The organism is Polaribacter huanghezhanensis (genome assembly GCF_030444335.1).
In the GTDB taxonomy this organism is placed as follows: Bacteria; Bacteroidota; Bacteroidia; order Flavobacteriales; family Flavobacteriaceae; genus Polaribacter; species Polaribacter huanghezhanensis.
The window spans coordinates 2,414,742-2,436,827 of sequence record NZ_CP128595.1 but is presented as its reverse complement, the minus strand read 5'-3'; the positions used below and the strand labels follow the sequence as shown (position 1 = coordinate 2,436,827).

The 22,086-nt window shown below is 30.6% G+C and carries 24 protein-coding genes; 8 read left to right on the top strand and 16 right to left on the bottom strand.

Annotation, left to right across the window (positions count from 1 at the left end; genetic code table 11):
• Window positions 1–220: 220 nt before the first annotated feature.
• The gene (locus tag KCTC32516_RS11455) at window positions 221–967 is read right to left on the bottom strand and encodes a hypothetical protein (RefSeq protein ID WP_301400695.1); all 747 of its coding nucleotides are present in this window, start codon (window positions 965–967) and stop codon (window positions 221–223) included.
• A gap of 176 nt (window positions 968–1,143) precedes the next feature.
• Here KCTC32516_RS11455 and KCTC32516_RS11450 point away from each other — a divergent pair, with 176 nt between their 5' ends.
• The 7 genes from KCTC32516_RS11450 (at window position 1,144) to KCTC32516_RS11420 (ending at window position 6,793) form a co-directional block, all read left to right on the top strand.
• Window positions 1,144–2,121 carry a type I phosphomannose isomerase catalytic subunit gene (locus tag KCTC32516_RS11450; protein WP_301400692.1) on the top strand — a complete coding sequence of 326 codons (978 nt, stop codon included), beginning with the start codon at window positions 1,144–1,146 and terminating at the stop codon, window positions 2,119–2,121.
• 82 nt (window positions 2,122–2,203) lie between these two features.
• Entirely contained in the window at window positions 2,204–3,397 is a 1,194-nt protein-coding gene (locus KCTC32516_RS11445; protein ID WP_301400689.1) for a DegT/DnrJ/EryC1/StrS family aminotransferase, read from the top strand.
• Between the two features lie 81 nt (window positions 3,398–3,478).
• Complete coding sequence (gene kdsB, locus KCTC32516_RS11440; protein ID WP_301400686.1) at window positions 3,479–4,210, top strand: 3-deoxy-manno-octulosonate cytidylyltransferase; 732 nt, start codon at window positions 3,479–3,481, stop codon at window positions 4,208–4,210.
• 119 nt (window positions 4,211–4,329) lie between these two features.
• Window positions 4,330–5,022 (top strand): HAD family hydrolase, encoded by a 693-nt coding sequence (locus KCTC32516_RS11435; protein ID WP_301400683.1) that lies wholly within the window; start codon window positions 4,330–4,332, stop codon window positions 5,020–5,022.
• Window positions 5,023–5,057: 35 nt separating this feature from the next.
• Window positions 5,058–6,140 (top strand): iron-containing alcohol dehydrogenase family protein, encoded by a 1,083-nt coding sequence (locus tag KCTC32516_RS11430; RefSeq protein WP_301400680.1) that lies wholly within the window; start codon window positions 5,058–5,060, stop codon window positions 6,138–6,140.
• A 63-nt stretch (window positions 6,141–6,203) separates the two neighbouring features.
• A complete protein-coding gene (locus tag KCTC32516_RS11425) occupies window positions 6,204–6,467 on the top strand; it encodes a hypothetical protein (protein ID WP_301400678.1) in 264 nt (87 codons plus the stop codon).
• Window positions 6,468–6,592: 125 nt separating this feature from the next.
• A complete protein-coding gene (locus tag KCTC32516_RS11420; protein ID WP_301400675.1) occupies window positions 6,593–6,793 on the top strand; it encodes a hypothetical protein in 201 nt (66 codons plus the stop codon).
• Window positions 6,794–6,839: 46 nt separating this feature from the next.
• Here KCTC32516_RS11420 and KCTC32516_RS11415 read toward each other — a convergent pair whose 3' ends face one another.
• From KCTC32516_RS11415 to KCTC32516_RS11400, 4 genes are read right to left on the bottom strand one after another with little or no spacing between them, the layout of a single operon-like run.
• Window positions 6,840–7,304: a sensor of ECF-type sigma factor gene (locus tag KCTC32516_RS11415; protein WP_301400672.1), complete on the bottom strand. Its 465-nt coding sequence runs from the start codon at window positions 7,302–7,304 to the stop codon at window positions 6,840–6,842.
• Window positions 7,304–7,846, bottom strand: coding sequence for a hypothetical protein (locus tag KCTC32516_RS11410; RefSeq protein ID WP_301400668.1), 543 nt, complete (start codon window positions 7,844–7,846; stop codon window positions 7,304–7,306). Before KCTC32516_RS11410 ends, KCTC32516_RS11415 begins: the two co-directional genes overlap by 1 nt.
• Before the next feature lie 36 nt (window positions 7,847–7,882).
• Complete coding sequence (locus tag KCTC32516_RS11405; RefSeq protein ID WP_301400665.1) at window positions 7,883–8,431, bottom strand: RNA polymerase sigma factor; 549 nt, start codon at window positions 8,429–8,431, stop codon at window positions 7,883–7,885.
• 52 nt (window positions 8,432–8,483) lie between these two features.
• Complete coding sequence (locus tag KCTC32516_RS11400) at window positions 8,484–9,935, bottom strand: TonB-dependent receptor (protein WP_301400662.1); 1,452 nt, start codon at window positions 9,933–9,935, stop codon at window positions 8,484–8,486.
• A 95-nt stretch (window positions 9,936–10,030) separates the two neighbouring features.
• Here KCTC32516_RS11400 and KCTC32516_RS11395 point away from each other — a divergent pair, with 95 nt between their 5' ends.
• Window positions 10,031–10,792: an MBL fold metallo-hydrolase gene (locus tag KCTC32516_RS11395; protein WP_301400659.1), complete on the top strand. Its 762-nt coding sequence runs from the start codon at window positions 10,031–10,033 to the stop codon at window positions 10,790–10,792.
• 176 nt (window positions 10,793–10,968) lie between these two features.
• Here the strand turns inward: KCTC32516_RS11395 and KCTC32516_RS11390 are convergent, their stop codons facing one another.
• From KCTC32516_RS11390 to KCTC32516_RS11340, 11 genes are all read right to left on the bottom strand, one after another.
• Window positions 10,969–11,598 (bottom strand): DUF4395 domain-containing protein, encoded by a 630-nt coding sequence (locus tag KCTC32516_RS11390; protein ID WP_301400656.1) that lies wholly within the window; start codon window positions 11,596–11,598, stop codon window positions 10,969–10,971.
• A 2-nt stretch (window positions 11,599–11,600) separates the two neighbouring features.
• A complete protein-coding gene (locus KCTC32516_RS11385; RefSeq protein WP_301400653.1) occupies window positions 11,601–11,930 on the bottom strand; it encodes a cation transporter in 330 nt (109 codons plus the stop codon).
• A 24-nt stretch (window positions 11,931–11,954) separates the two neighbouring features.
• A complete protein-coding gene (locus KCTC32516_RS11380) occupies window positions 11,955–12,224 on the bottom strand; it encodes a thioredoxin family protein (protein WP_301400650.1) in 270 nt (89 codons plus the stop codon).
• Between the two features lie 74 nt (window positions 12,225–12,298).
• Entirely contained in the window at window positions 12,299–12,679 is a 381-nt protein-coding gene (locus KCTC32516_RS11375; protein ID WP_301400647.1) for a metal-sensing transcriptional repressor, read from the bottom strand.
• Between the two features lie 48 nt (window positions 12,680–12,727).
• Complete coding sequence (locus KCTC32516_RS11370) at window positions 12,728–13,960, bottom strand: DUF3472 domain-containing protein (protein WP_301400644.1); 1,233 nt, start codon at window positions 13,958–13,960, stop codon at window positions 12,728–12,730.
• A 116-nt stretch (window positions 13,961–14,076) separates the two neighbouring features.
• Window positions 14,077–14,724, bottom strand: coding sequence for an alpha/beta hydrolase (locus KCTC32516_RS11365; RefSeq protein ID WP_301400643.1), 648 nt, complete (start codon window positions 14,722–14,724; stop codon window positions 14,077–14,079).
• Window positions 14,725–14,729: 5 nt separating this feature from the next.
• Window positions 14,730–15,986, bottom strand: coding sequence for a dihydroorotase (locus KCTC32516_RS11360; RefSeq protein WP_301400642.1), 1,257 nt, complete (start codon window positions 15,984–15,986; stop codon window positions 14,730–14,732).
• Window positions 15,983–17,941, bottom strand: coding sequence for a BatA domain-containing protein (locus KCTC32516_RS11355; RefSeq protein WP_301400641.1), 1,959 nt, complete (start codon window positions 17,939–17,941; stop codon window positions 15,983–15,985). Before KCTC32516_RS11355 ends, KCTC32516_RS11360 begins: the two co-directional genes overlap by 4 nt.
• A gap of 51 nt (window positions 17,942–17,992) precedes the next feature.
• Window positions 17,993–18,763 (bottom strand): TIGR02757 family protein, encoded by a 771-nt coding sequence (locus tag KCTC32516_RS11350; RefSeq protein ID WP_301400640.1) that lies wholly within the window; start codon window positions 18,761–18,763, stop codon window positions 17,993–17,995.
• A gap of 23 nt (window positions 18,764–18,786) precedes the next feature.
• Window positions 18,787–19,446, bottom strand: a complete 660-nt coding sequence (locus KCTC32516_RS11345) for an ABC transporter ATP-binding protein (protein WP_301400639.1) — start codon at window positions 19,444–19,446, stop codon at window positions 18,787–18,789.
• A 102-nt stretch (window positions 19,447–19,548) separates the two neighbouring features.
• Window positions 19,549–21,972, bottom strand: coding sequence for a DUF5916 domain-containing protein (locus tag KCTC32516_RS11340; RefSeq protein ID WP_301400638.1), 2,424 nt, complete (start codon window positions 21,970–21,972; stop codon window positions 19,549–19,551).
• Window positions 21,973–22,086 lie beyond the last annotated feature (114 nt).

Sequence of the window (22,086 nt, the reverse complement as noted above, 5' to 3'; positions counted from 1 at the left end):
TTAGGTAAATTACTACGGGAAGGTAAGATTGCTTCTATTTGCAATGATATTCGGTTTGTCATTCCTACGACTTGTGCTAAACTTGTTTTAGTATGACAAGGAATCTTTATTGTTTTAAATTGGTTTTGTAGATTTCCAGTCATGTTGGGAATGACAATTCCTTTCTACTTTTAAACTTTGCTACTTTGTAACTAATTCAACAATTATTTTACCTGTCATTTTATAATTGTACGATGAGAAATAGTAAATGGGTTTTGTTAACCAAAGAAAAAACCAAGGAACTTCCTTTTTTACTACTGTGCATATAATCTCTAAATTCGGTGTAAGACATTGCGTCGTGTTGGCGTTCTTCTTCGTAAATCTCTCTAATTCCTTTGTTTTGTCTAAAGTATTTGATGAAGAATCGTAAACGATTCATCAGTTTGTTTTTCTTACCTGTTTCCCAATTATTTGGAAACAACATATACACAAAAGCAAACAGAAATATGACGTATAAAGAGAATATAATTGATAACGACGGATTGGTTCCGTAGCTAGAAAATATTTTTAAAAACTGATTTATCTTCCACGTAAAAAATGAATTAAAAGTTGGATTTTCTTTATATAAATAAGCGTAGTGTTTGGTTTCTAAATTCTTAAACTCTACATATACTTGGTTTGCATAATCAGAATCGTGTTGTAATTTATAGAAATCATAAAACTGTCCAAGCAATTGCATTTCAAATTTATACGAGTTTTCGTACTCAATTTTATATCGATTTTTATAATTGTCAAAAACCGAATCGGTATAATACAAATCATAATAATCTAACGATTTGTCTTTGTCTACTAAGCTTTTTAAGTACAAATCGAATCCGCCAGCAGACAATACTTTGTTTTTCCATTGTTTCCATCTATACGTATGGTTGATGCTAAACTCATCAATTCTTAACAATAATTCTTTGTTAAAACTATTTTCTTCAACCAAATAAACTTGCGCATTGTTTAAAGAAGCTTTCTTGCCAAAATAAATATTGAATTTTATCGTGGTTTTATAAGTCTGGTTTTTAGTTGATTATCATCTCAAAGTTAATTATTTTTTATTTAGAATTATAAGTTTTATAATTGATGTAAATTTGCTTAAAATTAATCAAGAAATATTTTATGAAAATCAACCAGTTTTTAAAATTTGATCCCATCTTAAAAGAGAAACTTTGGGGCGGCGAAAAGTTGATGAAAGTCTTGTCTAAAAGATCTGATAAAAAAGATATTGGCGAAAGCTGGGAAATTTCTGATGTAAAAAATGATACTTCTGTTGTTGCAAGCGGAAATTTAAAAGGAATTGATTTAAAACAATTAATTGCTGATTATAAAGGCGAATTAGTTGGAGAAAAAATCTATCAAGCATTTGGAGAAAAATTTCCGCTTTTAATTAAATTTATTGATGCAAAAGAAGCGTTGAGCATTCAGTTACATCCAAATGATGCATTGGCAAAAGAACGTCATAATTCGTTCGGAAAAACAGAAATGTGGTATGTAATGCAATCCGATGAAAAAGCAAATTTGATTGTCGGTTTTAAAAAAGAAGTTTCATCAAAAGAATATTTACAGCATTTAGAAAACAAAACATTGTTAGAAATTTTAAATGTTGATAAAGTTGCAGAAGGCGATGTGTATTTTATTCCAACCGGAAGAGTGCACGCAATTGGTGCAGGAGTTTTGTTAGCAGAAATTCAACAAACATCTGATATTACCTACAGAATTTACGATTGGGACAGGATAGATTCACAAGGAAAATCGAGAGATTTACACACCGAAGAAGCATTAAATGCCATTGATTATACGGCACAAAATTCTTATAAAACCACCTATCAAAAAGAAAAAAACACAGCGTCAGAGATTATTTCGTGCCCTTATTTTACCACAAATATTTTATCGGTTAATGAAGAGTTTTCTGTAAACCACTCAGATAAAGATTCCTTTGTCATTTATATGTGTGTAAAAGGCGCAGCCATTTTTCATCATAATGGAAATAACGAAGTTTTAAACTTCGGAGAAACACTTTTAGTTCCCGCTTGTTTTAAAGAATTTTCTATTACTTCGGATGAAACTTCAGAATTGCTAGAGATTTATATAAAATAGAAGTTCAAGTATTCGCTTTTATCTGTGATAAAAATCAAGGATTAATTCTTTATCTTTGATGCTTCATTTAAAATTTATAAAAATGCCAGGATTTGAATTATTTGGAGATGCAGAACGCAAAGAAGTAAACGATGTTTTAGAAAGTGGAGTTTTAATGCGTTACGGATTTGATGGTGCCAGAAATGGACATTGGAAAGCAAAAGAATTAGAACAAGAATTACAAAATAACTTAGGCGTTAAACACGCGCAATTAACAAGTAGCGGAACAACTGCTTTAAATGTTGCGTTAGCAGTGTTAGGAGTTGGAGCAGAAGACGAAGTAATTATGCCAACGTTTACTTTTGTGGCAAGTTTCGAATCTATTTTAGCTGCCGGAGCAACTCCGATTTTAGTAGAAATAGATGATACCTTAACTTTAGATCCAAAAGCTGTGGAAGCTGCAATTACACCAAAAACAAAGGTTGTAATGCCCGTTCATATGTGTGGTTCTATGGCAGATTTAGATGCGTTAAAAGCAATATGCGACAAATACAATTTAATTTTATTAGAAGATGCTTGTCAGGCAATTGGAGGTTCTTATAAAGGAAATAAACTAGGAACAATAGGCGATGCAGGTTGTTTTTCTTTTGATTATGTAAAAACAATTACCTGTGGTGAAGGTGGTGCAATGGTTACCAACGATCCAAATTTAGCAGTAAATGCTGATCATTATACAGATCACGGTCACGATCATGTTGGGAATGATAGAGGCGCAGAATCGCATCCCTTTTTAGGATACAATTTTAGAATTTCAGAATTAAATGCTGCTGTTGGTTTGGCACAAGTTAGACGTTTAGATGGATTTGTGGAAACACAACGTAAAAATAAAAAAGTATTAAAAGATGCTTTAAAAACAATTCCAGAAGTTACTTTTAGAAGAATTCCGGATGAAGCTGGAGATAGCGCAGGGTTTTTATCATTTTTTATGGCTACTAAAGAATTGACAGACAAAGTGGTGAAAGCTTTTAAAGAACACGGTGTTGATGCCTATTGGAATTATTACGAAAACGATTGGCATTATGTGCGCAAATGGAATCATTTAAAGGATCAAGTTTCTTTATTTCCATTATCAGATCAAATTGTAAACGGAATGCAAGATTTAAATACGGCTAAATTCCCGCAATCTGATGATTTAATTTCAAGAAATATTTCTTGTTTGATAAAATTATCGTGGACAGAAGCACAAGTAAATGAAAGAGCAGCAAACATGGTTGCGGCAATTAAATCAGTATTATAAATTAAGGTCATTCCTGCGATTTATGCTGAACTAGATTCAGTAAGGCAGGAATCTCATTTTTAAAAATAAAATTCATAAAGAATGAAAATTATTGCAATGATTCCGGCTCGTTATGGAGCAACTCGATTTCCTGGAAAATTAATGGCAGATTTAGGCGGTAAACCTGTAATTGTTAGAACCTATGAAGCAACTGTAAAAACAGCATTGTTTGATGATGTGTATGTAGTTACTGATAGTGAAATCATTAAAGATGAAGTGGAGAAGTTTGGAGGAAAAGCAATCATGAGTATTAAAGAACACGAATGCGGTTCTGATCGAATCGCTGAAGCTGTTGAAAATTTAGAGGTAGATATTGTTGTCAATGTGCAAGGCGATGAGCCATTTGTAAAAAAACAACCTTTAGAGGATGTTTTAAAAGTTTTTAAAGGAGATGATGCTGATCAAATAGATTTGGCTTCGTTAATGCAAGAAATTACAGATTGGAAAGATATTACAGATCCTAATTACGTAAAAGTAATAGTAGATGAACACGATTTTGCTTTGTACTTTTCTCGTTCTCCAATTCCGTATCCAAGAGATAAAAATGCGGGTGCGCGTTATTTTGAACATATCGGAGTTTATGCGTTTAGAAAACAAGCTATTTTAGATTTTTATCATTTGCCAATGCGTTCTTTAGAGGCGACGGAGAAAATTGAATGTATCCGTTATTTAGAATACGGTAAGAAAATAAAAATGGTAGAAACAGATTTTATGGGCATCGAAATTGATACTCCCGAAGATTTGATTAAAGCACAAAAATATTTAAAAGATTAAACTTCTTCATTGTCTCATCGAGCGGAGTCGAGATGTTATTTAAATTTAGCTTTTAATGAGTTCTCGATTCCGCTCGAACAGATAAGAATTTATTTTATGAGTTTTTTTAATTTTAGAAAATGTATAAAAAAATAAAAGTAATCGCTTTTGATGCTGATGATACGCTTTGGGTAAACGAAACGTATTTTAGAGAAGCAGAACAACAATTTGCGAAATTATTAGCTGCGTATGAAACAGAAAATAAAATAGATCAAGAATTGTTTAAAACCGAAATCAAAAATCTTTCTATTTATGGTTATGGTGTAAAAGGATTTATGTTGTCTATGGTAGAAAGTGCTTTAGAAATCTCGAACTATAAAATCAGTCAACAAAAAATAGCACAGGTCTTACAAATTGGGAAAGAAATGCTAGAAAAACCAATCGAATTACTTGATGGAGTTGAAGGTGTTTTAAAATCATTATATGGAAAGTATAAATTAATTGTTGCTACAAAAGGCGATTTGTTAGACCAAGAACGGAAATTAGAAAAATCTGGGTTGTTAAAATATTTTCATCACATAGAGGTGATGACGGATAAAAAAGAAGCAGATTATCAGAAATTAATATCACATTTAGATATTAAATCCAAACAATTATTAATGATTGGAAATTCGTTAAAATCAGATATTCTTCCGTTGGTAAACATTGGTGCCTCAGCAATTCACGTTCCGTTTCATACAACTTGGGCGCATGAAGAAGTTTCTACAAAAGAACAATCAATAACAGACTATAAAACAGTAAAAAAATTATCAGAAATACGTACTTTTCTTTAGATTGATGTATTTTTGTAACAAATAAATTAAACACAATGAGTTTTAGAAATTTCCCAATGGTTCCTCGCGTAGTTTTCGGTAGAGGATGTTTTAATCAATTAGATGAAATTTTAACACCAGAACGTACAAGCGAAAAAGCACCATTTATCTTTATTGTTGATGATGTTTTTAAAGGAAACGACTGGTTAATCAGTAGAATTCCGTTGCATTTTAATGATAAAATTATATACGTTAGTGCAGAGGAAGAGCCAAAAACAAAATATGTTGATGGTTATAGGGATGATTTAGTTGCTGAGTTTGATGAAATTCCGTCTGGAATTATCGGAATTGGTGGAGGAACGATGTTAGATTACGCAAAAGCAATTGCTTTGATGTTAACAAATCCAGGAAGTTCTGCAGATTATCAAGGCTGGGATTTGGTTAAAAAACAAGGAGTATATCATGTTGGGATTCCAACAATATCTGGAACAGGAGCAGAGGTTTCTAGAACCACAGTTTTAACTGGACCAGAACGTAAATTAGGAATGAATTCTGATTATACACCATTTGATCAAGTAGTTTTAGACCCAGAATTATGTAAAGATGTTCCAACAAACCAATGGTTTTACACAGGAATGGATTGTTATATACATTGTATAGAATCGCTAACAGGAACTTTTTTAAACACATTTAGTCAGAGTTACGGAGAGAAATCGTTGGATTTATGTAGAAAAGTATATATAGAAAAAGACATTCGTGATGAAGAAAGTCAAGACGAATTAATGATGGCTTCTTGGCATGGAGGTATGAGTATTGCATATTCTCAAGTTGGAGTTGCACATGCTATGAGTTATGGACTTTCGTATCTTTTAGGAACTAAACACGGAATCGGAAACTGTATTGTTTTTGATCAATTAGAGGAGTTTTACCCAGAAGGAGTTGCAGAATTTAAACTAATGGTTAAAAAGCACAATATTGATATTCCTAAAGGATTGTGTAAAAACCTAACAGACAAAGAGTTTGATACAATGATTGATGTTTCTTTAAGTTTAGTTCCACTTTGGGAAAACGCTTTAGGTAAAGATTGGCAAAAAACAATCACAAGAAAAAAATTAAGAACGATGTATGAAAAAATGTAATATAATTATTACATTTTAAGTCAATAATTTATAGTAAATTTGCATCCAAAATAAAGAAGAATTATGGCAAGCGTAAAAAATTTAAAAAAAGATATTAATTATACTCTAGGAGATATTATTGAAGAGTGTTATATCGCTCAAATGTTAACTCCTGCAAACTCAAAGAAAACGGAAGCTATTATAGATGAAGCAATTGAGTCTTTTGATATATTAATAGAAAAAGTACATGCAAAAGGAGTAGAAAACAAAAGAGCTCACTACAAAGCAATTAATACTGAGTTAGAAGCGAAAGCAAATGCTTTGGTAGAAAAATTGAATAAAATATAAACGTTATTTAACGTATTTTTATAAAATCATCTTTGAAAAAAGATGATTTTTTTTGTATTTTTATGTCAGTTTAATACTAAAATGAAAGTTGAGTCGTTTAACTTGATAATACCCTGAAATTAAGTATGGCAAGAGCAATGTTTGAGTACAGTAAAACCGTACTAAAGAAAGTAAGTTTTAACGCAGATTTATTCTGTAAAGAGCTAGAGAAAGCATTAAAAAGATTGTTGCCGCATGAAGTAGCTGAGTTGACAATTTGGATTAAGCAATTTACCTCTAACAAACCAGAATTATTTGTTTGTTTAGCATTAATAGATAAGAAATAACAAAAAAAAGGAGAACTAATTAGTTCTCCTTTTTTTATGATATAGCTTATTTTTTATCTTTTGATTTTCGGTTTTTATATCTTCTAAAGAGTTGTCTATTAAAATCTCTTTCTGCGATTTGTAATTTTATCATTTTCTTGTAAGAAATTACTTTTTTAAGAGCAATTTGATATCTAACATTTGTATCATAATCTAACTTTTCTAAAGCAAGCATGTCTTTTGTAAAAGCTTCAGCTTGTTTTTCTGTTAATTTATCAATTCCGCCTAAAACTTCAATCTTCTTTTTCATTTTAGCTCTTTCTACATGATATAATTGATAGCGTTCTTTCTCGAACTTGTTATATACAGGCCAAAATTTAGCAGCTTCTGCTGGTGTTAATACTAGTTTTTCTGTAATATAAGAAACCTTTAAAGCTTTAATTTTTTGATTGCTTCCTCTTTCTTGCGAAAATAGTTGCATACTTATAAGTAGCGAAAAAATAAGTGTAAATATGTATGTTTTTTTATTCATTACGATTCTATTTCGGTTAATAATGCAGTATTATCTATGGTGTTTAAATACTCTAATATATCTTCATCTTTTATAGATGCATCTTCTTCTAGTGCATTGCTGTCTTTAAAATCGGCATCCACAAAATTAACGGTTGATGATGCATCGTTGATATAACTATCATCTAACCAATTTTCTAAATCTTCAGAAGAAATAGAATCAAAAGAAGTTGTATCTGAAAATGTAAAATAATTCAATCCAATAAAAAGCAACACACTTGCTGCAGCTGCGGCAGGAATTATTTGTAACAATCTAGATTTTAGCGAAATTACTTTTACTTCTTTTTGAGGGAAATCAATTTTAGTAAATAATGAATCTTCAAAATTTTCAAAATAGTTTTTAGGAGTCGTAAATGCATTTTCTTTAGAAAACGATTGCGCTCTTATCTCAGAGAACACAGCATCTTCTACAGAATCAAAGTAATTTTCTGGTGTAGAAAACCCGCTTTTATTCTGAGTAGTACTCTTTATGTGTTCTAAACTATATTTGTTTTTTGTATCCATTTAATTCTTAGACTGTAAAGTCTTTCAAAGGTTTAATTAATGTGCATTATTTTTTATATAATCTTCAATTTTTTTTACTGCGTGAAAATAAGATGCTTTTAAAGCGCCTTCCGATGTTTCTAATATTTCTGATATTTCTTTGTATTTTAATTCATCAAAATACTTCATATTAAAAACCAATTGCTGTTTTGTTGGTAATTTTTTGATTGCTTTTTGTAATATGAGTTGAATCTGATTTCCATCAAAATGAAGATCGCTATCTAAATTAGATGTTAAGCTATGTTGATAATCAGAAATATCAACATTTTTTTCTTTTGCTCTTTTATTGATAAAACTAATAGATTCGTTTGTTGCGATTCTGTACATCCAAGAAAAAAGTTGACTTTCTAGTTTAAAATTATCGATGCCTCTAAAAATTTTGATAAAAGTATTTTGCAATACGTCATCTGCATCATCATGAGAAATAACAATTTTACGAATATGCCAATACAAGCGTTCTTTATAAGTAGCAACTAACTCTCTAAAGGCTTTTTCTTTAGTTTGAACATTTCGTAACCGTTCTATAAAGTGTATTTCGTCTACCAACTAGTCGTTTTTGTTTTAGACACTAAGAAAGCAAAAAGGTTTAAGTTAAAAATTACTTAACTGCTTTTTTTCTTCTAATGTATCCAAAAAGTCTGTCTTTTTTTATCAATTCGGCAATTCCTTCTGGCAACATTTTTTCCCAACCAGCTTGGTTGTTATGAATCATTTTTAGAACTCTTCTAGAAAAAATGTGTAGTATTTCTGGATTGTAATCTTTAATGTCGATTAGTTTTCCGTTATGTTTAAAGAACTTGTACAATTCTTTTGTTCTTGGATGCACTTTTAGATTTTCACTCGTAATATATTCTCCAGTTTCTTCATCTTTATACGGATACATATATACTTTTAAATCTCTGTAAAAAAGTTTGCCGAAAGCTTCTAAAATTCCGCCACTAACATTGCGGTAATATTTTTCGTCAAAAATCTGAATTAGATTGTAAACGCCCATTGCTAAAGCCATTCTTTCTTTAGTAAATTCACTAAAATACTCTACCAATTTATAATATTCTTGAAAATTTGTAATCATTACACTCTGACCAAGAGAACATAATAATTCTGCTCTGTCTAAGAAATCTCGTTCATTAATTTCTCCTTCAGCTCTTAAATTTGCTAAGGTAATTTCAAAAATGATTTGTGAGTTTTTTGGATCTACTTTGCGTTCGCTAAAAAAGAGTTCTTTAGATTTTTCGAACATATCCATATTTACTTTGGTTACGGGTCTAAAACTACCACGTAAAGCCAAAATGTTCTTTTTATATAAAACTTGTGCTGGCAATAAATTGTGTCCGTCAGAATCAAACATCACAGCATTTGTCATACCATTTTTAACCAATTGTAAACTCATCAAACGATTGTCAACATACATAAAACGTGGTCCAGAGAAATTAACCATATCAATTTCTAATTGATCTTTACTTAAGTTGTCGTAAAAGGATTTCACCAATTCCTTTGGATTGTCATTCATGTAAAACGCGCCATAAATTAGATTTACACCTAAAATACCTAGGGTTTCTTGTTGCAGACGAGCGTCGGTTTCTTTAAAACGCAAATGCAATACAATCTCGTTGTATTCTTCTAAAGGATCTAATTGAAAACGAACTCCAACCCAACCATGACCTTTAAATTTTTTGCTAAAATTTATCGTAGCAACTGTATTAGCGTAACTAAAAAATAATTTATCTGGATGTTTTTTCCTACTCAAACGTTCTTCAATCAGCTCAATTTCATGAGAAAGCATTGTCTTTAATCTTGGCTCAGTTACGTACCGATTGTCAGATTCAACTCCGTAAATCGCATCAGAAAAATCTTTATCATACGCGCTCATTGCTTTTGCAATTGTTCCAGAAGCTCCACCAGCTCTAAAAAAATTACGCACCGTTTCTTGACCAGCTCCTATTTCTGCAAAAGTTCCATAAATATGTGCATTTAAATTTACACGCAACGATTTGCTTTTAGTTGATGGTACTGCGGTAATTTTTTGATCTCCTTTTAACGTAATTCCCATGGATAAAATTTTATAAAACAAATGTACTAAAATTAAGCTTTTCTAGTCAAATTTTATCTTATTTTTGTACGTGTATAGAACACTTCTTATCGTTTATGAAAATTACTTTTTTAGGCACCGGAACTTCACAAGGAATACCAATGATTACAAATAATCATCCGGTTTGTTTGTCTAAAAACATAAAAGACAAGCGTTTGCGTTCTTCTATTATGGTTTCTTGGGATGACATAAATTATATTGTGGATTGTGGTCCAGATTTTAGAACACAAATGTTGCGAGAAAACGTACAAAGCATCAATGGAGTTTTGTTTACACATGAACATTCTGATCATACAGCAGGTTTTGATGACGTAAGACCGTTTAGTTATCAAATGGGAGAGGTGCCAATTTATGTGGATAAAAGAACGTTGAAAAGTTTACAACAACGGTTTGAATATATTTTTACTACAAAAAACAGATATCCTGGAGCTCCAAAAGTTGCCGTAAATATAATTGATGATACCGCTTTTTATTTAGATGGAGTAGAAGTTACACCCATAGAAGTTTTGCACGGAACGTTGCCTGTAACCTGTTATCGTTTTGGAAATTTTGCATATTTAACAGATGTAAAAACAATTTCTGATACAGAAAAAGAAAAATTAAAAGGTGTAAAAGTACTGGTTGTAAATGCATTGCGACAAGAATCGCATCCTACCCATTTTAATTTAGAAGAAGCTTTAGAATTTGTAGCAGAAATAAATCCAGAACGTGCTTACTTTTCTCATATTAGCCACAAATTAGGTTTTCATAACGAAGTTCAAAAAGCATTACCCAAAAATGTGTTTTTGGCTTTTGATGGATTGAAAATTAAAGTGTAATTTTTTTATGCTTCGCCAACGTACGATTAGTGTAAGAATAGCCATTTATTTCAAGAAGCCTATCTTTCATATTACTACTAAAACTTGTGCAAGGATAATACCACGACCTTTGATTTAGTACTAAAACCGCTATTATTTTTTATACAGTTTTACTTGCTAGCATTCTTCTTTTTAGCTTATTCTTTGATAATAATAATTTTTGGTTTTTCATTAAATTTATATGATTTCAATGACACATAAGTCAGAAAGAAGAGACCTAAAAAGGCTGCAATTATTACCAATTTCCTTTTGTTGTATGGCGGTGAGGGAACATCACAGATTCCGCCTGGGCAATTGTAAGTTTTCCATTTGAGTTTTTTATATAGAAGACAACCCAAACAAATTCCGAAAACAGATTCAACAAACATTAAAAATAGACACAACCAGCAAATAGCAAGTCTTATAGGTGTAATAATGTCAAAAATGATATAATAAGTCATAATTACTCCTAAAACCATACCTAATAACCAAGCAAACCTTTTTGGTTTTGCTTCTACCCAATCAGGTTGTTGATTACTAACTACTAAACCTCCAATTAGCATATATGGTGCATATCTTGGGTTTATTAGAATTCTTACAATAAACTCTATGATGAAAGTAATTGAAAAGAGTTCAGCCCAAAATATAGTTCTATAAAGGTGAACTGAGAAAAGACTTAAAACACCAAGCAAAAACATTATTCCTGCACTTGCTCTTGCATCTCTTTCATTGATGACTTTGTAGTCATAACCATCTATCTTTTCGCCAAAATTCAAGAAAATCTCCATAGTTAGTTTTTAAAAGGTTTGTAGCCCGATTTTTTAATAGTTTTAGTAATGGTTTTGATATCTGTTTTAGTTGAATCAAATTCAATTGTTGCTTTCTTTTCTGTATGAGAGGCTTTTACACTGACAACACCTTCAATTTTTGAAATATTATCTTCAAGTGTGACTTCACAACCTACACAAGTCATTCCATTTACTCCAATGCTTTCTCGGACAATATCGGATTCTTTAACAATAATTGTTTTTTCAGTTTTTTTGTCGGATGATGAGCAAGATGTTATGATAGAAACATTAATTATTGTCACTAAAACGATTAATATATTTTTGATTTTCATTTTGATATCTTTTAAGGTTAATAATTAACAATTTCCGATTCCTACGTTAACTAAATCGTCTTTTGTTATTTCTGCATTTTTACAGCAGTCTATTAGTTTTCCATCAACTGCAACAGCAGGAAGTCTTTTTACATCATATTCTTCCATTTTAGTTACACAGATTTTGCTTTCGCACTGTTCAGATAGATTGTGAATCGTTATTTTGCAGTTTTCGCAAGCGGTTTCTTTTATTAATGCTACAACAGGTTCACATAATGGGCAATCTGCTGTGAAAATTTCTACTTGTCGTTTCATCTTATTTGAAGTTTAAATGAATAATAGTACAAAGATGAGAACGAGAGGTAGGGGGTCAACAAGTTTTTTTTAAGTTATTTTTCGTTGAAGTCTTTTAGTCGGTTTTCTATAGTTTGGATTTCTTTGAGTTTGTCTGTTAATTCAGACAATTCCAAATTAGGAAATTCTTTTTTTAAGTATGCAATTTTTTCTTCATTTCCGCAATCTCCTGGGCAAGAAGCAACTGCTTTAACAATCCCAATTGCAAGTGCTTTTCGATAAACTTCATCTAAAAGTAAATAATGTGCCTTTTGTATTCCTTTGTCAATGGATTTGAATTGGATATTTATTTGTTCAGGGTCTTTTCCTTCATCCAGCATTTTTACAATTCCATTGATTTGTCCGCTCAAAGTTTTCAGTCTCGTTTTAATATCTGAAACAAGGTCTGTTGGAAGTTTTGAGTTTTCATTCTTCATTTTCTGTTGTTTTTTGCTTACAGTTAAGTTAAGAGTATGATTGTGTTTTTAATTGAACTTGTTAAAATCAATTTGTGGTTGTTTTCCTGTTTTTATTCTTTCAAATGTAGTGCCAATTTCAATGTTGTCGTTTGTAAAACCACAATTTTTTAAGTAAAAAACATTATTTTCAATTCCGCCAGAATAATCTAAACGATTTTGTTTTCTAGCTGTATTGTCTGCTGTAAACTTAATCTTGTTCAGCTCATGCCAACCATTTTTATTATAAACCCATTGATTGCTGAACAACCCTTTTCTGTCATAAACTCCTTGTTCTGGAATAAAATTCTCTAAAAAAGAATACAATCCTTTTAAGTATGTATGCGTTTTTGGTCTTTTAAATTGCGCAATTAAATTCCATTTATTTTCTTCGGAATTGTAAAAATATGCGGTGTAAATGGTGCTATTATTTTTGGTTGGTTTTGAGCCAATCAAAAAACCATAATTGATTCCTGTTTTCCAAGAAAACACTTTATAACTTTGCCCGCCAGAGCCTTCGTTACCAAACTCTCCGCTATGAACTTCGTTTCCTTTTTTCAATAGTTTTATTTTATATGCTTCTGGTATTTCAGAAGGTTTGTCTGTTTTGTACGGACTCCAAATTGAAAACAAAATGCGTCTTTCAGTTTTAGAATTTGCTTGAATTCCGAAATATCCACCACTAAAACCATTTGCCATATAATAAGAGCCAATTACATCTTGACCTTTAGGAATCATCAATTCGCTATAAAACCATTCAATATTTTCTACACTTTTTGGAACTAAATAATTTAAATGCACCGATGGACCGCGTCGTCCCCAATAAAATTCATCTTTGATAAAAAGCACTTGAGTGGTGTTTAAAATTCCAATTAATACATCTTTTATGTTTATAGAAGCGTTTTCTTCTAGTAATTCTAAATCAATATTGTAATAACCTTCTTTTTCTATCTGATAATTGCCAATAAAAATGCTATCCAATTTCGTATTTGTTAAAGAAATTTCTTTTTGAGTATTGTTAAAACTGACTTTAATTTTCGTGTTTTTAGTTGCTGTTTTTGCTGTCAATCCTAAAGAAAGATTGCCTTTATTTTTAAAATAAACATAGGTTCTGATTTTGTTGTTATCCCAATTTTGAATTCCATCTTTGGTAAGAATATCCGATTGAATGTAGTTGTTATTTTCAAGAACCCAAGCATTTCCAGCAGTCGGAACTTGCACATTGAATTGTAGTTTTTGTGCTTCTTTATTTTTGCAACTCAAACAAATTGTGGTTGCTATTATTAGAAAAAAAAGGTTGATATAAGATTTCATATGCTACAATTCGTTTTCAACGAACGAAGCTAAAGCAAAATAAGGAAACTAGCAAATAGGAAATATTACAACCTTTTTACAATCCAATCTTTAAAACTGTAAAAATTTTGCGGTGCAACTCCGTGTCCAACAGGATATTCAGAATATACATTTTCTAAGTTGTTTTCGTTTAAATAAATAGGTGCTTTTCGCGCCCAATCAATGGGTAAAACTTGATCTACCGTTCCATGAGAAATATAATAATCTGTAGTAATATTTAGCTCAGAAACAGAAGCCGGAACTAATTCTTTGTTAATATAACCGCTCAACGCAATAACGTGATTTACTTTATTCGGAAAATTCAAACTCAACGCATAACTTAAAATTGCTCCTTGGCTAAATCCTAATAAAAACGTATTATTTGGGTCCGTTTTATAAGTTGCTTTTATGTAATCGATAAAAGTTGCAATTTTTGACAAAGATTGTCTTGCTTCCTCTAAGTTAGAGGACTTCTCATTATCAGCATCCAAAACGATTTCATACCAAGAAAAACCACCAAAACTCATGTCAAATGGTGCTCGTGCGCTTACAATTAATAATTCTTCAGGCAATTCTGATGCAAATGAAAATAAATCTTCTTCGTTGCTTCCGTAACCATGCAATAATAGCAATAAAGGCGGATTTTCTTGTTCAGTTTTTGGCTGACGAACAATATAATGTAATTCTGATTTCATAAATTTTAATGGATAACCAATTTATTGTTTGCAAAGATTCCGTAAGCTTTTCCGTTTAATTCTTTTCCTAAAAATGCAGAATTTTTAGAAGCCGATAAGATATTTTCTTTTGCAAATGTGTATTTTAACTTAGGATTAAATAAGCTGATGTCAGCCTTTTCGCCAACTGTTATAGAGGTAGTTTCTAAATCAAAAATGGCGCGAGGTTTTGTGGTCAACGCTTCAATGCTTTCTTCTAAAGTTAGTACAGAATTTACTGCTCCAAAACAACTTTCTAAACCGATGGTTCCGTTTTTAGCGGCGCTAAATTCTACTTTTTTATGTTCAATATCTATCGGATTGTGATCAGAAGTAATAATATCTATAATTCCGTCTTTTACGGCTTTGATCAATGCATTGCAATCTTTTTGAGTACGTAAAGGCGGCGTAACTTTTACGTTGCTGTCAAATCCGTGCAATTCATCATCAGTTAATGTTAAATGATGCGCGCTTACACTACAGGTTACGTGTAATCCTTTCTTTTTTGCTTCTTTAATTAGTTTTACAGATACTGTTGTAGAAATTGTGGGAATATGTAATTTTCCACCAGTATATTCTAATAAGAACAAGTCTCTTGCAATTTGTAAATGTTCTGCCAAAGCGGGAATTCCTTTTAATCCTAATTTGGTGCTGTTGTTTCCTTCGTTTGCCAATCCTCCAGCTGCAATTGAGTTGTTTTTTGGAAAACTTAAAATTAATCCATCAAAATTTTGAGCGTATAACAAAGCAACTTTCATCAAGTTGTCATTGGCAATTGATTTGTTGTAATCTCCAAAAGCGATGGCTCCAGATTGTTGCATATCGTACAATTCTGCCATTTCTTTTCCTTCACTTTTCTGAGTTAGAGAAGCAATTGGAAATAGGGTAGTGGCAAATCCTTTTCCTTTGTTGATTAAAAACTCAACAGCAGATTTATTGTCTATAAACGGATTTGTATTTGAGTTGATTGCAACCGTTGTAAAACCACTTTTTGCAGCAGTTTGTAAGCCGTTTGCAATGGTTTCTCTTTCTTCAAAACCTGGTTCTCCAAACGAAACGCTGGTGTCAAACCACCCACAAGAAACATGTAGGTTTTCTAAGCTTACAACAGTGTAATTTGGTTTGGTTGGAATGGAATTTTCGATTTTTTCAATTACGCCATCGGTAATTAAAATGTCTTTTTTTTGATTATTGAATTGACTGCTAGGGTCTATTATAGTAGCTGATTTTAGTAGCGTACTCATGGTTTGAAGAATTTTAAAATCAATATTTCAAAGATCAAAGATACAATAGCTAAAGCTAAAAACCATTTCCAAAGCCAAGTAACTTTATTTTTCTCATTATTTTTCTGTAAAACTGCTGCAATAGATTCAGAATATTGGAGGTTTTTATTACCTTTAATTTCTTCTTTGATGTTTAAAAAAGTCAGTTTACTTTCTGATGTATTATAATTGAAAGCGATATTTTCGAGAACAATATTGTCTTTATTTACAGTGTATAAACCTTGCTCATTTGGTTTGTCTTTAGTCTCTAATGTAACTTTTGAAGCAAATAATTGTTGTAACGGAATAAATGAAGTTGTGCCGTCTTTAATTGTTAGCACTTCATCTTTCTTTAAAATAGTTTCAATGTCAATAAAATTTGTTTCTCCAATTGTATAAGATGGTTTTGGATGTTTGGCACTCAACTTTCCGAAATTGTAAAAAACAGGAACTACTAACGGAGAATTTATAAAGTTGCTAACTTTAGTGTTTAAAGGGCTTGAAACCCAAAAGATATTGCCCTTTTTAATAGAAATTTGACTGATAAAATCTTGTTGATTTTCAAAATTTAATAAACTTAAAGCGTGTTTAAAATTAGATGTGTAATAGCTTTTTACAATAGGATATTGAAAATTTTGAACATCTTTAGAGAACACATTTCTAAAAAATGGATTTTTAAAATTGATGTTGGTAATTTTTAAAGAATCATTTACTTTATTAAAAATGTTTCCAATTTTGATGCTGCTAAAAAAAGCATTGTAAGAATTGATGTTCGAATTTTCATTCGGAATTATAACCAAACTCTTTCCTTCTTTTAAATGAGTTTGTAAAAATGTGATTAAAGATTGAGGTAATTTTTCTAGTTCATTTAAGATAATAAGTTCTTGTTTTTGCAATATATTGTAGTTGCTATTTTGCAAAGAATTTGAATCGAAATTAAATTCATTTTTTGTGAAAATTTTAGACAAGAAATCAGTGTTTTTTCCGATGCTAAGAACGTTGATTTTTTTAGTTGAATTTGTAGTAAAATAAAATGTATTGTCAAAGCTAAAAGCATCATCAAAATCAAGTACAATTTTTCTGTTTATTTTTTCTTGATTTTGAATAGGGAATGAGATGATTTTTTCTTCATTTTCTTTGATAGAAAAAGTTTGTTTTGAGATGACAGATTCATTATTGTAAAGTGCAATAGAAATATTATTTTTTAAATCCCCTTGATTTTTTATGAGAGCAGTTACTGTAAAATTGTTATCATTTTGATTGTCTATAAAAACGCTATCAATAGAAAGATTGTTTTTTTGTGCTACATTGAGTTTTATAAAAGAAATTGGCGTTGTTACATTTGTAAAATTTATATTTATATTTTTTTTATTTATTTGAAAATCAGATATTAATATTGGTTTATATAAAGTTTTTGTTTTATTTGATTTAAAGCTTTCGGTTTTAAGTAGAACTTCCTCTAAACTTCTAAAAGAAACGTTAGGTTGTAAATTTAATAATACTTTTTTAAGCTCATTTGAATTGATGTTTTCATGAAAATCAGAATTTGTAAGTAAACTGTACGATTCTTTTTCTGAACTATTTTCTATAATTTCTTTAATGGCGTTTTGTAATAAATCTCCTTTTTCTCCTTTAGAATTTAAACTTAAAGAATTGTCTAAATAGATAAAAGTATGTTGTTTTTTTTCTGCTTCCTTATCGCTAAAATAAGGTTGAGAAAAAGCAATAATGATTGCAGAAAAAAGTAGTATTCTGGAGGCTAAAATGATCCACTTTTTTAGCTTCGAACTTTTGCGAGTTTGCAATACAATTTTTTGTAAAAAAGCAACGTTTGTAAAAGGTGTTTTTTTAAACTTTTTCAACTGAAATAAATGCACCAAAATTGGGATGATGACAAACCCTAAAAAGTATAAAATTTCTGGATGTTTAAATTGCATAAATCTTTATTAGATTTCAAATATAAGTAAACTAAATCGACTTTTTTTGAATTAAAATTTTTCAAAAACGCCCAATCCAAATAGTGCAAAATCGTATTTAGAAGGATCTTTTTTATCTAAAAGACGTAAACTTTCATCCAATTCTAGAACTGCTTTCCAATCGTTTTGTTTTCTTTTTAGCAAACCGAGTTTCCTTGCTACATTTCCAGAATGTACATCAATCGGACAAGAAATGTGTGCTGGATTGTGTGTTTTCCATATACCGAAGTCAACACCACAAGCATCATTTCTTACCATCCAACGTAAAAACATATTTATTCTTTTTGCTGCTGAACCTTTTAAAGGATCTGAGATGTGTTTTTGTGTTCTTTGTTGATGTGGAATTTTAAAAAATAATTGTTTAAAATTAGAAATTGCTGTTCTGTAATTTTGTGTATTATCTCTAATAGCAAGTGATTGCTCTAACCCGTTGTGATTTAAGTAAATGTGTTGCAGAGATTTTACAAACTGAATTGCATCTACCGAATTAAATGTTCTGTGCACAAAATTTTGAAATCGTTCTACATCTGATTCTTGATGATTGGTAATAAAATCATGCGGAGAATTGTCTAACAGCTCCATTAATTTATTGGCATTTTTGATAATCATTTTTCGATTTCCCCAAGCAATTGTTGCCGTTAAAAATCCAGCAATCTCAATATCTTCTTTTTTAGAAAACTGATGCGGAATTTGAATCGGATCAGATTCAATAAACTTCGGATTGTTGTACAAAACAACTTTTTCGTCTAAAAACTCTTTTAAATCGGCTTTGTGTAGTGGCATTTTTAGGAATTAGAAAAATGGTTTTAAATAATTACACCATCTTTCATTGTTAAAGTTCTATCAGCCATTACAGCCAGTTCTTCGTTGTGTGTAACCAACACAAAGGTTTGATTAAATTCATCTCTTAATTGAAAAAAAAGTTCGTGTAATTTTTTTGCAGAAGTAGAATCTAAATTACCGCTTGGTTCATCAGCTAAAATTACTGACGGATTATTAATCAATGCTCTAGCAACCGCAACACGTTGTTGTTCTCCACCAGAAAGTTGATTTGGTTTGTGTTGATATCGATTTTCTAAGCCCAAAAAATCTAAGATTTCTTTGGCTTTTTTTTCGGTTTCCTTCTTTTCTTTTTTTGCGATAAACGCAGGAATGCAAACATTTTCTAAGGCAGTAAACTCGGGTAATAATTGATGAAACTGAAAAATAAATCCGATGTGTTGATTTCTAAATTTAGAAAGTTGATTGTCAGAAATTCCCTTTAAAGAAGTCGCATTTAAAGTCAATTCATAATCAATATCAGTTTGTGGTTTGTCTAAGGTGCCAATTATTTGCAATAAAGTTGTTTTTCCTGCGCCAGAAGGACCAACAATAGCAACAACTTCACCTTTTTTTATGTGTAAATCTACCCCTTTTAAAACGTTAACGTTTCCGTAAGATTTATGTATGTTTTTAGCAATTATCATAATAATATATCGATACAACGAAAGTATTAAAAATATGTTATAAAAACAGAAAAGACCTTGAAGCTTTCACACAACAAGGTCTTTAAATTTATTTAATGGAACTTAAAAGATGTTTTTTAGTTTGTTGTAATCGATATAATACACCACTCTCAATGAAAACACATTTTGATTTGGTTGCTGAAATAGATTGTCTAAATTTTTGAAGAAATCTAAACTAGAATTAGAATCTTGATTGAAAATTGTATTTCTGTACAATGCTATTAACTGACTTCCTGGAGCAAATTGCCAGATATAATTTAAATCTAAATTCCAGCTATTAAAGTTTACATCGCTACCGTTGTTGTAAGTTGTAGAAGATAAACTTCCGTCAGTATTTAGTTTAAAGTAATTATTTGTATAATCTACAGAACTCCAATAATGTCTAAATGATAATGATAAAGAAGATTTTGTGCTAAAATTGTATCTCCCAGAAACTGAGTTTACGTAACTTTTTCTATCTCTTTCTCCAAAAATAATATCGCCACCAACTTTATCTACATAGCCTTGATCGTTTAGAGTTTTACTGTAATTAAAGTTATAGCTTAAAGAAAACTGATTATTAAAACGGTAATTAGGACTTATTCCAAAACCAAAACTACTCATTGAATTGTTAAAATATGTAGAAGAATACATGTTAAAATTTACTTGTAGTTTTTTTTGAGAATTTGTATCTATCCAGTAGTTTAAATTCAATCTTTCTGGTCTGGTGAAATAAACGCCGCTAGTATTTCCTTGTCTTGGTTCATTAAAATCTTTGCTAACAGAACCGTAATTTATATTGGCACCAAAACTAAATCTTTTTTTAGTTTGTGCATTAAAGTTTAATCCTGCTTGATAGCCTGTGTAAATTCCAGATTCATATTGATATTGCAAGTTGTTATAAAAATTAAAACCATAATTATTAAAAATTCCTTCTGGTTTTAATGTTCTAAATCCAGCGCTTCCATAAATTTGTTGTTCGTTATTGCTAAATAAGATTCCCATATCATTTGGGTTAAAATTTTGATCTTCAAAATTATAACCGATTTCCCAATTCCATCTTCCAGCATTTTTTCCGAAGCTAGTATCATAAGTATATCCAGTATTTGGATTGTTTACATCATCAAAAATATTACTTATTTTTACTGAACCATCTACATTATATTTGCTGTCTTTAGTTTCTACATGCCAAAGAAATCCCGTTACATTTGCATCTCTAAAATTTCCATTTCTTGTAACATTTGTGTTGATTAATGTGATAGAAGAGTTTTGATTGAACTGCTTATCAATCACTAAAATATTGTAGTTAGAAAACGGACTTGTAACTACTTTTCTAGTTTTTCCGTTACTGTTGTCTTTAATGATAGCTTCGGTTTTTCCTGTGATTGCATTAAAAAATCCAATTCCTAAGCCATTTTTTGTTCTTCCAGAAATTTTAATGGCATTTAACATGGTTACTTTCCTGGGATAATCTATAATTTCTTCGTTGGTATTTAATTGACTAGAAACATCAAATTGATCTATTGGAGAACTTCCAATTCTTCTAGAATAAAACAACCTTCCTTTGTTAAATAACTCGGTTCCTTCTGTAAAAAATTGCCTTTGCTCTGCATATTGCTGTTCAAACGGACCTAAATTTAATTCGACATTATCAAAACCAGCTTGACTAAAATCAGGAATTAACGTGGCATCTAATGTAAAGTTTTCTGACAATCCATATTTTAAATCCAAACCAAGATTCCAATCATTTGTAGTTTTTCCGTTGTAAGAATCTGTAATGGCAGAAGCATATGGATACAAACCTAAACGAGTTGGTGGTTTGATATCTTTCAAATTTTCTATCAACCCATCATGTTGTGTCCATCTTCCAACAGCATTGTCAATATGCGTCCAAGTGTGTTGTTCATTTAATCTTTCTAATCTTCTATGAAAATTAAAACCCCAATGTTGCACTGGCGCATTTGCAAAACGCAAAGCTGAATACGGAATTTTCATTTCTACTGCCCAGCCTTTGTCGTTTACTTTTGCTGCACTTTCCCAAACGGCACTCCAGTTAAAATCTTCATTTCCGTTAGAAACTTTAGAGTCTCCTTGATTTCCGGTGCTTTGAACAACAAATTCAAAAGGATTTTGACCATCGTCATTTGGATTTATAGTTGCCAAAAAGAAATCGGCTTGGCTAAAATTATCTCTGGTTGCAAATTGCATTGGTATTTTATCTGGATGTGGATCATACATCATTGCAGAAATATAAATGGCATCATCGTTGTAGACAACTTTTGCAATTGTTCTATATTCATCAGCTACTTTTTTTCCGTTATCTGGTCTAAAGACAATAAAATCTTTTATCAATTCTGCATTTTTCCATGCGGCATCATCTAAAATACCATCAATTTTTGGTGGAGTTGTAATTCTTGTTGCAGCAATTTTTTTTCTATCTGTTTTTATTTGTGAGAATGTAACTTGAAAAATTAAGAGAAATAATAGTGAGATGGATCGTAATTTCATTTTTTATTTGTTTTGATTGATTACGGTAAAGACTTCTTAGAAAATAAAATGTCACAGTCTGATTTGTTAATTAAATCTTAAAACGATTTTTTGATGTAAAAAAAAATTACATAA

What these genes read in the sequence shown, in the direction of transcription:
- KCTC32516_RS11450 (WP_301400692.1), top strand. Translation starts at nt 1,144, where the DNA reads ATGAAAATCAACCAGTTTTTAAAATTTGATCCCATCTTAAAAGAGAAA.
- KCTC32516_RS11445 (WP_301400689.1), top strand. Translation starts at nt 2,204, where the DNA reads ATGCCAGGATTTGAATTATTTGGAGATGCAGAACGCAAAGAAGTAAAC.
- kdsB (WP_301400686.1), top strand. Translation starts at nt 3,479, where the DNA reads ATGAAAATTATTGCAATGATTCCGGCTCGTTATGGAGCAACTCGATTT.
- KCTC32516_RS11435 (WP_301400683.1), top strand. Translation starts at nt 4,330, where the DNA reads ATGTATAAAAAAATAAAAGTAATCGCTTTTGATGCTGATGATACGCTT.
- KCTC32516_RS11430 (WP_301400680.1), top strand. Translation starts at nt 5,058, where the DNA reads ATGAGTTTTAGAAATTTCCCAATGGTTCCTCGCGTAGTTTTCGGTAGA.
- KCTC32516_RS11425 (WP_301400678.1), top strand. Translation starts at nt 6,204, where the DNA reads ATGGCAAGCGTAAAAAATTTAAAAAAAGATATTAATTATACTCTAGGA.
- KCTC32516_RS11420 (WP_301400675.1), top strand. Translation starts at nt 6,593, where the DNA reads ATGGCAAGAGCAATGTTTGAGTACAGTAAAACCGTACTAAAGAAAGTA.
- KCTC32516_RS11415 (WP_301400672.1), bottom strand. Translation starts at nt 7,304, where the DNA reads ATGAATAAAAAAACATACATATTTACACTTATTTTTTCGCTACTTATA.
- KCTC32516_RS11410 (WP_301400668.1), bottom strand. Translation starts at nt 7,846, where the DNA reads ATGGATACAAAAAACAAATATAGTTTAGAACACATAAAGAGTACTACT.
- KCTC32516_RS11400 (WP_301400662.1), bottom strand. Translation starts at nt 9,935, where the DNA reads ATGGGAATTACGTTAAAAGGAGATCAAAAAATTACCGCAGTACCATCA.
- KCTC32516_RS11395 (WP_301400659.1), top strand. Translation starts at nt 10,031, where the DNA reads ATGAAAATTACTTTTTTAGGCACCGGAACTTCACAAGGAATACCAATG.
- KCTC32516_RS11390 (WP_301400656.1), bottom strand. Translation starts at nt 11,598, where the DNA reads ATGGAGATTTTCTTGAATTTTGGCGAAAAGATAGATGGTTATGACTAC.
- KCTC32516_RS11385 (WP_301400653.1), bottom strand. Translation starts at nt 11,930, where the DNA reads ATGAAAATCAAAAATATATTAATCGTTTTAGTGACAATAATTAATGTT.
- KCTC32516_RS11380 (WP_301400650.1), bottom strand. Translation starts at nt 12,224, where the DNA reads ATGAAACGACAAGTAGAAATTTTCACAGCAGATTGCCCATTATGTGAA.
- KCTC32516_RS11375 (WP_301400647.1), bottom strand. Translation starts at nt 12,679, where the DNA reads ATGAAGAATGAAAACTCAAAACTTCCAACAGACCTTGTTTCAGATATT.
- KCTC32516_RS11365 (WP_301400643.1), bottom strand. Translation starts at nt 14,724, where the DNA reads ATGAAATCAGAATTACATTATATTGTTCGTCAGCCAAAAACTGAACAA.
- KCTC32516_RS11360 (WP_301400642.1), bottom strand. Translation starts at nt 15,986, where the DNA reads ATGAGTACGCTACTAAAATCAGCTACTATAATAGACCCTAGCAGTCAA.
- KCTC32516_RS11355 (WP_301400641.1), bottom strand. Translation starts at nt 17,941, where the DNA reads ATGCAATTTAAACATCCAGAAATTTTATACTTTTTAGGGTTTGTCATC.
- KCTC32516_RS11350 (WP_301400640.1), bottom strand. Translation starts at nt 18,763, where the DNA reads ATGCCACTACACAAAGCCGATTTAAAAGAGTTTTTAGACGAAAAAGTT.
- KCTC32516_RS11345 (WP_301400639.1), bottom strand. Translation starts at nt 19,446, where the DNA reads ATGATAATTGCTAAAAACATACATAAATCTTACGGAAACGTTAACGTT.
- KCTC32516_RS11340 (WP_301400638.1), bottom strand. Translation starts at nt 21,972, where the DNA reads ATGAAATTACGATCCATCTCACTATTATTTCTCTTAATTTTTCAAGTT.